This is a genomic window from Paenibacillus hunanensis (assembly GCF_014645615.1).
Classification (GTDB): domain Bacteria; phylum Bacillota; class Bacilli; order Paenibacillales; family Paenibacillaceae; genus Saccharibacillus; species Saccharibacillus hunanensis.
This window is the reverse complement of record NZ_BMMB01000003.1, coordinates 180052-193058: the sequence shown is the minus strand read 5'-3', so window position 1 is coordinate 193058 and position 13007 is coordinate 180052. Positions and strand designations below refer to the sequence as shown.

The following is a 13007-nucleotide window of genomic DNA, read 5'->3' as shown; positions in this document are numbered from 1 at the left end:
GGATGCGTCAGATCATCCAATTATTATTCGGGAGGAAGTCCAATGGAATCTAACACCACTACTGTATCTCGTTCAAGGGTAGATATCCCCTTAATCCTCATTTTGCTGCTTTCTGCTTTTTTGAATATATGGCACATATGGGATAACGGGAATGCGAATTCGTACTACACAGCTGCTGTAACCAGCATGCTTCAGAGCTTTCATAATTTCTTCTATGCGTCCTTTGATCCTGCGGGCTTTGTAACGATTGATAAACCTCCTGTAGCCTTCTGGCTGCAAACTCTGTTTGCGGCTATATTTGGCGTGCATGGCTGGAGTGTAACTCTTCCTGCGGCATTAGCAGGCGTTGGCTCAGTCGGCTTGATCTATCTGATCATGAAGCCAACGTTCGGTATTCAGGTGGCACGGATTGCGGCGCTATTTATGGCGCTCACACCGGTTGCTGTAGCCGTACAGCGCTCGAACAACGTGGACGGCTTACTCGTCTTCACGTTGTTGCTTGCGACATGGATGCTGCTCAAGGGCATTCGTTTACAAAAGATAGGCTGGATCTTCGGCGCCTTTGCTATGGTTGGTGTAGCATTCAATGAGAAGATGCTACAGGCATATATGATTTTGCCAGCGATGTATGTATTTTATCTGCTTGCCTTTAAGGTGAATTGGAAAAAGAAGCTATCGATCCTTGCAGTAAGCACTGTTATTTTAGCAGGGGTATCGGTATCGTGGCCTGTTATCGTGGATAGCGTACCAGCCAGTCAGCGTCCTTATATTGGCAGTAGCCAGACGAATTCGGTGCTAGAGCTGGCATTCGGTTATAACGGTGTAAGCCGTTTGACGGGAGAGACGCAAACAGGCGGTATGGGTGGCGGTGGCGGCATGCCAGGAGCGAATAATGCTGCTCCCAATACAAGTGCCAACACGAGTACATCTCAAGCTGGAACGAATACAGCATCGACATCAAATAGTGCGACAGCGAATCCGATTAGTGCAGGAATGGCGCAGGGAGGCTTGATGCAGCCGCCAAATGGTGATGGAGATATTCAGCGCCGAACGGGTGGAATGTTCAATACAGGAGATGTAGGCCCATTTCGTTTGTTCCAAAAAGCATTGTCTGGACAAGCGAGTCTGCTGCTACCCTTTGCTATTATATCGTTGATCACACTGTTCGCAGGCTTGCGCAGAGCGAACTGGCGTGAAGGAAAGTATACCGAAATTGTATTCTGGCTCATGTGGCTCATTCCAGTAGGTGGATTTTTCAGTATTGCGAACTTCTTCCATCAATATTATCTGATTATGCTTGCCCCACCTGTAGCTGCGATTGCTGCTGCCGGGTTGATTGCAGGGTGGCGATACTATCGTCAGGGAACGGGCTGGTTAGCATGGCTGCTTCCGATTAATGTGGCAGCTACAACGGCATTCCAGCTATATGTCATCTATCCGTATCGGAATGAAATTGCTTCATTCTGGTTCTATCTGATTGCAGCACTCGGTATTTTGATTACGGTTGGTTTGCTGATCGGTACTCGTGTACAGACGATGAGTCGTGGTAAAGCCTATCTCGTATCGGCAGCAGCAGGCGCATTGCTATTAACACCATTGTACTGGTCTTCGTTCCCTATGATGAATCCTTCTAGCAATATTGCGCTGCCTTATGGAGGCCCTATTACCGAAATGGGCTTTGGCGGAGGCGGAGCACGAGATCGCGATGCACAAATGACAGCTACGCATCGTGATACATCAGCTAGTGCCACTACAGAAGCAAGCAATAGTACAGGCAATACAGGAATGTCTGCGCAGGGCGCGCCTACAGGCGCCATGAATGGTGGCGCACCGGCAGGCAATGGCGCAGACTCATCCACGTCAACAGATACCTCACGTAATCGTTCCAGAGGTGGCATGGGCTTAGCAGATTCGGTGAATGAGAAGCTTCTGCAATTTGTGACGGAAAACAATCAAGGTGAGAAGTATCTGTTTGCGGTGAATAATGCCAATTCCGCGTCTGCCTATATTATTCGCACAGGTAAAGCCGTCATGGCGATGGGAGGATACAGTGGAAGTGATCCGATCTTAACCGTCGACAAGCTGAAAACAATGGTTCGCAACGGTGAAGTAAAATACTTCCTGTTAAACGGTATGGGACGCGGTGGCTCGACAGAGCTTACACAATGGATTGAGGAGCATGCAACCGAAGTTCCTTCTTCCGAGTGGGAAGAAAGCTCCGGCTCTGTTGTTCAAAATGCACTGAGCGATTCCAAATCAACTACGTCCACAGACAACACCGCTACAGATCGTAGCGGGATGATGAATCCTTCGCAGGGTGGTGGCTTTGGTGGTATGGGCATGATGACAAGCACATTATATGAGCTTACACCTGACGATATCAACGATTAAGTAACGATTACGTACAGTTGTGATGATGCCGCTTTTCGAGTTCTTTTCGAGTTCTGTTACTTTATTTCTTTATCCCATGATATGATCCTGTCATTCCCCGTGAATGGCAGGATTTTTGCTGTATAGTAGCATTTTGATCGGAGTAGAAGGTGAATCAAACAGAAGCGACCGTTTCAATGGCACTGGCTAGTTTACATATTAACGTATAAGCATCATTATGCCGGATGCTGATATGAATCCAGCCAGAGGAGGCTACACGATGATTGATAGCAACACGTATTATGATTGTATTATTGTAGGTGGAGGAATTGCCGGACTTCAGGCAGCACTCCAGCTTGGACGATATTCAGCACATCGCGTGCTGGTCATTGATGCAGGAGTTGGACGATCCACGTTATGTCAAAATTACGGCAATCTGCTCGGTTTTCCAGATGGGGTATCCGGTGAAGAGCTTCGCGATATTGGCAGACAGCAATCCGAGCCACTCGGTATTGAGTTTCATGAGGATCGTATACTGGAAGCACAGAAAAAGGAAGATCATTTCCTGTTAAAAGGAGCAGAAGGTGAGAGCTATCGCGCACGTACGCTGTTATTAGCTACTGGCTTGATTGATCGTTTCCCACGATTGCCGGGGCTTCGTGAAACGCTTGGCTTCAGTGTGTATGTATGCCCGGACTGTGACGGCTATGAGATCGAAGGACGACGTACAGTTGTGATGGGTTCAGGTGAGGCAGGAGCGCAGATGGCACTTATTTTGACTCCGCGTACTGATCAGCTCCTCTATATCAATCATGAAGGTAAGCCATTCAAGCCAGAAACGATGCAGCGCTTGCAGGAGCATGGTATCGAATATATCGAAGCTGCTGTTCAGAGCGTGAGTCATGGTAGTGGCGGTATGCTGGAGTCGGTTCAATTGGAGAATGGACAGTCGATCGCGGCAGAGCGTGGCTTTATTGCTTTTGGCGGTAATCATGTCAATTCCGAGTTGGCTGAGCAGTTAGGTGTAGAAACGCTCCATAATCACCATATTGAGACGAATCCTCGTTCCAAAATGACGAATATTGAAAATGTATGGGTGGCTGGCGATCTGGCAGCGCATTCCGAGCAGGCTAATATTGCCATGGGTGAAGGAGCTCAGGCTGCGATCTGGATTCACAAAACGCTATCCAAGCTAAAAAGTCCATCTGTCGTACGCTCCGGTAAATAGGTTAGTGGCAACGTTCACCACTGTTCTATAATTGTGGCTAATATTGTAGCTAATTCTCACGCAAAAACGCAGCTATTCTGCTTTGTCTTGACAGGGTGCTTATGGTATGATGGTGACGATATACTATTTTGTTGCCAGGTGGGATGCAATTGAGTTTCCATCCTAAAAAGGGGTTTAAACTTGTAACTATCGTTAGCTTTATTATTATTGTATCCATTGTACTCACGATGCTGATTTCTATTCATTCGTCGTACAGCGTCAGCAGGCAATCCCTGGTCAATAACTATCTGAGCGGTAATTATGATCGTGCTATGGATCTATCCGCAGCTACGGGTAATTTGCTCGTTCGTATTCAGAAAAGCGTCGATTCGATGGCGACAATCTGGCAGCGTAATGAAAGTATTGATCCCATGCTTTTAAATGATCTGTATGCAACGCATAGTGAGTATTTTGAGTCATTAAGTATCGTACGCAAAGATACAATATTAATGGAAATTGCTCCATCCAACAAGAAGGAGCTACAGGTCGGAAAGAGTATAGATAGTCCCATTTCCCGATCTTTGATTAAGCTCAAAGAGTCAAAGATGACAGATCCTTTTGTCGGTAAGACGGGCAATCTGCTTATTCTGGTGAGCAGTCCGTTATACGATAAAAATAATAACTATTACGGTTATATTGCGGGAACGATTTATTTGCATAACTCGAATATTTTGCAGCTTATTTTGGAGAAAAATGTAGAGTCAGATGGCTCGTATGTATTTGCAGTCGATTCAAAGGGGAATGTTATTTTCCATCCTGATCCTACAATGATCGGGAAAAATATCGCTTCCAACGAAGCGGTCTGGAAAGTAATCGCCGGCTTGAATGGTTCGATTGAATATGAGGATAATAGTGGGAAGCAGTTCTATGCGGGCTACGCGTATAATATGGGCTCCGGCTGGGGCATTGTATCTCAAACACCAGCGGAGATTGTGAATGGGCCGCTGAACAATTTATTGCAAAGTAGTGCCTTGCAATCGCTACCTTTATTATTTATTACGCTGGCGGCAGGCTGGTTATTAACGTATCTTGTCGTACGACCTTTGCATATGCTCGCTGAATATTCGAATCGTATGCTAAAGGAATGGAGTATAGATGATCTGCCGCCTGTTCGTTCGGCGACGTATGAGATCAAGCTACTCTATTCTAGTCTGCGAACAACAGCCAGACAGATGCAAAAGTATATTCGCAAGCTACGTACCGAGACAGCACTTGATGGCTTGACCGGATTGGCTAATCGTCGCAATTTTGATGCTACTTTGGAAGCATGGTGTCTAGCCAAAGAGCCATTTTCGATGATTATGCTCGATATTGATCATTTTAAGCTCGTCAATGATACGTACGGTCATCCAGTAGGTGATCAGGTGATCCAATTTCTTGCTGCAACGATGCGTAATGTATCGCGTGAGGGCGATCTATGCTTCCGTTATGGCGGTGAAGAGCTGGGTATTCTATTGCGCGGAGCGAACAAGGAGCGTGCTTATTTTGTAGCAGAGCGCCTTCGCCATATGGTTAGCAACACACCTAGCCCATCTGGTGAGTGCATCACCATCTCCCTCGGTATTGTAGACTTCCCTGAGCAGGGCAGGTTTCCTGAGGAACTGATTACCCGGGCAGATGAAGCACTGTACATGTCCAAACGGGAAGGTCGCAACCGCACTACCGTGTATAGAGAGCCTGTTGCGGCAATCGAGCTACCAGAACAACAGTAAGCAAGTATGTCAGCTGTGACGCAGTCTATGCTAAAAGCCGTATCGGACGGATGTGCAATTATGCCATCTATCTGATACGGCTTTTTAATGAGTAGCTATATTTTACTATCTACAATAGGATGATTAAAAGTATAAGCATATGATAAAAGGACGCATACAGTGATGCCTATATCCATGTACCTTGTGACATAAGTTGGAAATTTCTGAAATGATTTTGGTAAAAGTAGTTAGTACTGATGAAAGGGTGGGTAAATAATATCTGGGAACATCGATATACGATTGGAAAGTTAAACTGGGAGCGTAAGTGTGCTGGGCTACATAATTGTGGCAGTGCCGCTTCACGATCTTCGGTCTGATCAGAGCCGGAACGGATCATGTCGTGCAATGCATGGGTAGTTTTGCCCGGTCATAGGGACGCATACCAGAACGGCAAGTTTGCGCTCACTCAGTATATATAGCAGTATTTCTACAATAGGCTGAGTAGATGGCAATTACTGTGCTTTTTTAAGATACAGTATAATTGAATGACCATGTACGTCTCGTTGGAATGTATATCGATCTCTCATAACAACAAACAAACAACATCATTGGAGGGACTAATTATGACTAAGAAATCGAATTTGAAAAAACCGATTTGTGCACTTGCTTCTATGACACTTGCAGCATCGCTGTTGATTCCTGGCGCAGCATTTGCCGAGGAAAATACAGAAACAACAGGCAGCTTCAGTCTGAACAGCAACACGTATCTGTCCAATACGGGCTGGGCAGGTAACACAGGCAGCATGATTTCTTCCGATCAAAGCATGACAAACGGACAATCGATTTTCTATGACAATGCGAACTCCTTTGGATATAAATGGGCTTACCCAGCCGATGCGACAGGACTTCAATCCTCACCAGCCATCTCTTATGGCTGGCACTGGACAAACGGCTATGAAGGAGCAGGCAATATGCCAGTAGACGTGTTCCGTGACAACTCACGTAACAGCACCTCCAGTCGTAGCAGTCAAATGAAAAATATCGATACATCTGTAGCCTATTCCACAGCCGATGTAACTGGTGATTATGCAACGGGCTATACACTGTATATTCACAATACACAGCAGGCAGGCATGGAAACAGCACCAAAAGCAACTATCAAGGTAATCACATCAACCTCGGCTAATCCAGCTATGACTGATGATACAGGCATGATGGATGCCTCTGATATGTCGAATCGTACAGAAACAAGCACAGGTACGAATGTATTCACTGGTAATACTGCGATGACGTCGAGCGATATGGATAACATGATGGCGACCGATATGGGTGCATGGGGTCAATGGATCGATATGGTGAGCATTGGCGGTTCGAACTGGAATGTATATCGCAGCACAAGTAGCAGCGATAATACGGTAACCTCCGCTAATATGAATGATAATGTAACGTATACGTTTGTACGCACAGCGAATACAGATATGATCTCACTGAATCTGACTGATTTTGTGAAAAATCTGCTGGATCGCAATGAGCTGATGACTACAGGCGATTATATTAGTGGTGTAACCTTCGGTACCGATGTGATGAGCGGTAGCGGTAAGCTGACCGTAACCGATTGGAATATTAACGTACAATAATCGTACCTCGAACGATCATTAGTGCATTAAACCTATGATCGCATCGCATGAGATATCAATATTCATATAGCAGGACGGTTCCAGCGAATCGATCTGCATGACCAAAAAGCTGCTCGCGTCCTGTCGCGGCAGCTTTTTGGGTTACCTGTAGATTCGACCCTATCGTCTATGTGTGTATATCTATGCTCGTCACAGTCATATGACAGAGCTGATCGCAATACTAGGCAGGAGATAGATGATCCAGATCCGGTAGATTACAAGCTGGCATCGGATAGCTGAACCAGTAACCCTGAAACTCCTTATATCCGAGTTCTACCAGTCGATCCCATTGCTCTTGATCTTCAATTCCTTCTGCTACGACTTGCAAGTTCAATGCTTCTGCCATCGTGATTAACGCCTTGAGCACGGGTGGATTCATCTGAGTTACAAATGACCGATCAATTTTAATTTTATCGATAGGAAGACGGGTAAGCATGCTAAGCGAAGAATATCCTGTACCAAAGTCATCCAAAGAAATCGTGTATCCCTGATCGCGTAGCTTGAGAAGGGAGGATTGCTCTTCTACCGCATTGCTGGTTGCTACACTTTCGGTAATTTCCAGATCAATATAGCTAGCATCGACCTGCTCCTCCGCTAAAATCTGATTCAATCTGTAAATGAAATCCGGATCATCCAGCTGAATCCGAGAAATATTAACAGCAATGCGTATCCGGTTGCCATATTTACGTTGAAGTAGTGGCAAATCGCGGCAGACCTGGCGAATGACCCAGTCACCAATCGGAATGATCAAGCCGGTTTCTTCTGCAACAGGGATGAATTCGGCAGGCGATACAAGCTGCTGATGATCCTTGTACCAGCGTAACAGAGCTTCCACAATGACCACTCGATTCTTTTCTGTACTGTAAATCGGTTGATATAACAGCTGGAGCTCATCTCGTTCCAAACAATGATTGAGCGCAAGCTCATGATGGAACCGTACAATCTGTTCATAGCGAAGAGAGGTGTCGAAGATATGATAACGACTGCGTCCCTGTCCTTTGGCATAATGGAGAGCGATATCGGCGTGACGTAGTGCGGTCTGGGTGTTCATATCCTGTGTTAGTGGAGCGATACCGATGCTAGCGGTAATTTTAACCTCACGATCCTTTAGAATAAAAGGGCCGCTTAGCGCTCGTAGCATCATTTGAGCGGTCTGATAGGGCGAGCGTTCACTATTCTGGCAGACAACGAGAAATTCATCGCTACCAAGGCGGCAAATGATCTCACCATCCGTAAACTGCTGCTTGATTCGTGCGGCAGCCTGAATGAGCAAAGCGTCTCCACTTTCGTGACCCATCATATCATTGATGCTTTTAAAATTATCGATGTTCAGCAAAAACAAGGTGCCTTTCTTGAGCGTATACTCATACAAAAAGCGCCGATTAAACAAATGTGTTAATTCATCATAGTACGCGTAAAACTTTAGCTTCTCCTCATAGCGGCTACGTTCGGTATAATCTCGTGTAACACAGATCAGGTGAGTAATACGCTGATCCGGTCCACGCAAGGGAGAGATAATGCTTTCTCCACTCAAATTACCGTTAGGCAGCACGTTTCCGTCCTCAAAGCGCGTGCTTTGCCCGGCTGATAAAGCCTTCATGTACTTATTGTGCAGATAATGTGCCATTTCCGGCTCATGGGCATAGCATTCAAAAAATGTCTTTCCCATATGTTCAGTTCTCACACCGCTGAATTTTGCAGCCGAACGATTCACATAGCTGTAATAAAATTGCTCATTATGCACACGCATAACGTACACAAAATCTTCGATCGCATCCAGAGCCAGAGCAAGAAGCGGAGGTATTTCATTCATATCTTTGTCCATGCGTTCCACTCCCTCGACCATGCTTTTCCATTGTTCTTTATCTCGTGATTTCAAATGATTCACACTATATAGTATAGTTCGGTCAAATGCCTGTATATTCTTAGCAATAATTGTATAGTCTCTTAGAAAAGTTAGCTACAAATCATCGGCAGTCATAGATTATAGCAAGATTCGACGTTATTTTACATAGTAGATGTGACAAAAGCGCAAACACCCTGCCGTTTGGTTGCAAACGCAAGGGCGATGCCGGATAATACCAGAGAAATAAGCATAGCACAGGAGGTTTATTTTTCATATGAAGCCAATTATCGAAATTGCGAGGCAGACAGGAATCGACACAGACTACATAGAACCGTATGGCAAATATAAGGCAAAGCTAGAGCCTGAGCTGATAGAGCAATTACGTGATCAGCCGAATGGGAAGCTGGTGCTTGTGACGGCGATCAATCCGACTCCGTCTGGTGAAGGCAAAACATTAACATCGATCGGGCTTTCCCAATCTCTTCATGCGCTGGGTGTACGAGCGATTGCAGCACTGCGTGAGCCTTCGCTAGGCCCTTGTTTTGGAATGAAGGGTGGAGCTACAGGCAGTGGACGAGCGCAGATTGTACCCGCAGACGATATTAATCTGCATTTTACGGGCGATATTCATGCGATATCGAGTGCGCATAATCTGCTCGCTGCGATGATCGATAATCACCTGTATCATGGCAATGAGCTGCGGATTGATCCGAAAAGAATCACCTGGAAGCGAACCGTAGATATGAATGATCGCAGCCTGCGAAGCATTGTAACCGGACTGGGTAGTGGAAATGGTGAGGTACGAGAGAGCGGCTATCTGATCACCTCAGCCTCAGAGGTGATGGCGATTCTCTGTCTGAGTGAGCATATGGCGGATTTGAAAGAGCGTCTGGCTCGTATCATCATCGGCTATTCCTATGATGGCGCACCTGTCACTGCCAGTGACTTAAAGGCAGTGGAAGGAATGGCAATCTTGCTGCGTGATGCGATCAAGCCCAATCTGGTACAGACGATCGAAGGCACGCCGGTTATTTTGCATGGAGGACCATTTGCGAATATTGCTCATGGCTGTAGCAGTGTAATCGGTACGAAGACGGCGCTCAAGCTGGCTGACATTGTCGTGACGGAGGCTGGCTTTGGTGCCGAGCTGGGAGCCGAGAAGTTTTTCAATATTAAATGCAGGCAATCCGGGCTGACGCCATCCGCCGCTGTACTGGTCGTAACGGTAAAGGCGCTCAAATATAATGGACAGACTGGCACCATGGAGTCGTCTACCGATTCGGCAGGCGTGAACGAAATAACAACTTTACAAAATGGAATGGCAAATTTGCGTCGCCATGTGCGTAATCTGCAATCATTTGGCGTACCGGTTATGGTTGCAATTAATCATTTTACGGGCGATACCGAAGAGGAGCTGGCATTGATTCAAGAGGAATGCAGTAGACTGGGCGTTCCAGCCGAGATATCGCATGTATGGGCAGAGGGAAGCGCAGGCGGCGAAGCGATGGCACACCGATTACTACATCTGCTGGAAACCGCACCACAAGCCTTTACGCCATTATATGAAGATGAATGCTCCCTTGAAAGTAAAATTGAACAAATTATTACCTCCATCTACGGTGGAGAGGGTGCTGCCTATGCGCCTGCTGCGCGCCGTACACTGGAGCAGCTGGAGGCACAGGGATTCGGTCATTTGCCAGTCTGTATGGCGAAGACACCATATTCCTTCACCGATCAACCGCGATTACTGGGTGCGCCTACCGGGTTCACGATTCAGGTTACTCGCGTTTCCTTATCGGCAGGAGCAGGCTTTGTTGTCGTGGAAACTGGCAATACGATGACGATGCCAGGACTACCAAGGGTGCCTGCCGCAGAGCGCATGCACATCGATGCAGGTGGAACGATTGATGGATTGTTTTAATAAGCTAGAGTAGTATAAACTAGCTGAACCTATATAATCATACAGAAATAGCCACTCATTGGATGAGTGGCTATTATTACGTTTATGCTGGTGAGTAACAATTAATATACCTGTACATTGCTACCGAGCACCGACTTATTTTGCAACGAATTGCCGGTAAGGTACACTCGTTCAAGATGGGGTAGATTGGTTAACGTCTCCACATTGGAGATTGCATTATTCTCCAGATGAAGCTCCTCCACAGCTCGCCAATTGCTCATGAATGCCAGTGAAGCCAGATTACTATCCTGCAAAGTAAAGGAACGCAAAGCCGTCATATTCGCCAGATACGGTGTTGCCTCGTCAATGTCGGTGACCGAATCATTGTTTAGACTAAAATAAGGCTTGTCTAAGGTCAGCTGTTCAAGTGTGTTATTCGTTGGAGCGGTTGACTGTTTAATATTCAGTCTGCATTCACTACAGGTTAACGATGTTACATGCTTCAAACGAAATAAAGCATCCGTCTCCGAAAATAATGAGCTATCGTAAATGCTCAATGTTTGAAGCGAAGGCAGTGCATCGAGCGCTTGAAGCCCCGTGATTTCACTGGTTTCCCATAAGGAGAGCTGCTTTAGCTTCGGAAATTTCTGTAGCATGGCTAGCTTCAAGTCTCCACTTGCACCACGGATCGTAAGCTCGGTTGCTACGGGTGCTTTTAGCCCACTAAGAAATGACCCTGGAATCTCTACTTTGGTAGCAAGCGGTAAGGTGAGAGAGTCTGCATGTTCATAGTAACCGGATAACGATAAGTCACGCAGTGAAGATAGGCTGTTAATCAATTTTACTGAGCCAAGCTTATTTAAGGATGAAAGATGGAGTGTTGTAATCGAGCCTTTACCTTCTAAAGGCTTCAGACTGGAAAAGTTTACATTGTTCATATCAAGTGTTTGCAATACAGGCATATTTTGTACAAAGTTGATCGACTTCACATTCGTTAAAAAGGATAGTCGAAGATGTTGGAGCTGTGTCAACGCAAACAGCGGTTGCAGATCTGTCGCATCGCTATGCTCGATGGACAGAGACGTTAATCCATTCATCGACGATACCCAGCCCAGATCATTCACAAAGGTAAGTGATAGCGATTGAAGGGGCAGCTTGTTCAGTGACTGGAGATCCGTAACCGATTCGTCCACATACGTAATGGATAAGGAATGTAAATTAGGGAATTCCAGCAGTAATGCTACCTCACGATTGCTACGAAGCTGTGTGGATAACGCTGTAATCTTCGATTTGTCGCCAAAATAACCGGAAAACTGGCTAAATGATTCGTTAAACGCACCACCATAGCTTTTAAGCCCGGGGATATGGGCAAATGTCGTCTGATCAGATTGAGAGATTTCATAGGTTCCGTTGAAATTCAATGAGGTCAGCCCGGTGAATGCCTCGAAATCTCGCTGATCGATTCGCTCGCCATTGAGTTTTTTGTCCTGTGTGACATAGGTGATCTTTTCAGCTTTTTCATCACTGAAAGGATCGGCAAAGCTATATGTAAATTGCCACTGCTTATCTTCTGAATAGTCTACGCTCAAATAACGAATACGAGCCAATTCTGCTTCAGTAGGCGCAGCAGAGCCTTTATGGAAAATATCACGTAAAAAGGATAGCAGCACCTCGCTCTCTGGCATCGTCCGTACTGACTCGTTCGCTACTGTCTGAGGAGACGTATCTTTCATCAAATAATACACATATGCTCCTGTACCGACGATCATAAGCATGACCAGAATGAGCAACAGCCTTACGGGAATAGTTAATGAAGGGGCTGCCTTAGCTTGAGGTGTTGCGCCATGATAATGATTAATCGTTTGATCGACATAATAGACCTTGTTCTGTTCCAGCAAAAGCTCTGTTCCACAATAGGGACACTTTAAAACCTCATCCTGTTTATATTCAATTTTTCCGTTGCAATTAGGACAGTTTAACGGAATTAATGCCACGGGAATATCCTCCTTCAAGATGTCGAATGAAATGCTACTACATGATCGATAATGCACGTTATCATGATGTACGTTTATTATACCCGGTGCGTTGCCAATCTCTATCAAGCTTTTTGCTTGTTGAGGAAAATAACTATATGATCAGACTAGTTATCACCACATGAACAGAGAAATAGATGAAGCGACGTATAGCATGTAGATGTATGTCATGTAGAAGAAAATCAATACGGATTAGAGCGATGGAACCAGCACTCAAGTAACAC

Annotated in this window: 7 protein-coding genes; 5 read left to right on the top strand and 2 right to left on the bottom strand. The window is 45.7% G+C overall.

The window, feature by feature from the left end; all coding sequences use genetic code 11:
- The first annotated feature begins 42 nt into the window (after nt 1-42).
- The 4 genes from IEX62_RS07170 to IEX62_RS07155 all read left to right on the top strand — a co-directional run bounded on the left by IEX62_RS07170 (nt 43) and on the right by IEX62_RS07155 (nt 6965).
- Nucleotides 43-2391, top strand: a complete 2349-nt coding sequence (locus IEX62_RS07170; RefSeq protein WP_188774752.1) for a glycosyltransferase family 39 protein — start codon at nt 43-45, stop codon at nt 2389-2391.
- Between the two features lie 259 nt (nt 2392-2650).
- Entirely contained in the window at nt 2651-3598 is a 948-nt protein-coding gene (locus tag IEX62_RS07165; protein ID WP_188774751.1) for an NAD(P)/FAD-dependent oxidoreductase, read from the top strand.
- Between the two features lie 149 nt (nt 3599-3747).
- On the top strand, nt 3748-5349 hold the full coding sequence (locus IEX62_RS07160; protein ID WP_188774750.1) for a sensor domain-containing diguanylate cyclase: 1602 nt from the start codon (nt 3748-3750) through the stop codon (nt 5347-5349).
- A gap of 602 nt (nt 5350-5951) precedes the next feature.
- On the top strand, nt 5952-6965 hold the full coding sequence (locus IEX62_RS07155; RefSeq protein WP_188774749.1) for a hypothetical protein: 1014 nt from the start codon (nt 5952-5954) through the stop codon (nt 6963-6965).
- A gap of 220 nt (nt 6966-7185) precedes the next feature.
- Here IEX62_RS07155 and IEX62_RS07150 read toward each other — a convergent pair whose 3' ends face one another.
- Nucleotides 7186-8829: a putative bifunctional diguanylate cyclase/phosphodiesterase gene (locus tag IEX62_RS07150; protein WP_188774748.1), complete on the bottom strand. Its 1644-nt coding sequence runs from the start codon at nt 8827-8829 to the stop codon at nt 7186-7188.
- A gap of 295 nt (nt 8830-9124) precedes the next feature.
- Here IEX62_RS07150 and IEX62_RS07145 point away from each other — a divergent pair, with 295 nt between their 5' ends.
- On the top strand, nt 9125-10771 hold the full coding sequence (locus IEX62_RS07145; protein WP_188774747.1) for a formate--tetrahydrofolate ligase: 1647 nt from the start codon (nt 9125-9127) through the stop codon (nt 10769-10771).
- 101 nt (nt 10772-10872) lie between these two features.
- Here IEX62_RS07145 and IEX62_RS07140 read toward each other — a convergent pair whose 3' ends face one another.
- The gene (locus tag IEX62_RS07140; protein WP_229685667.1) at nt 10873-12648 is read right to left on the bottom strand and encodes a leucine-rich repeat domain-containing protein; all 1776 of its coding nucleotides are present in this window, start codon (nt 12646-12648) and stop codon (nt 10873-10875) included.
- Nucleotides 12649-13007: the final 359 nt, after the last annotated feature.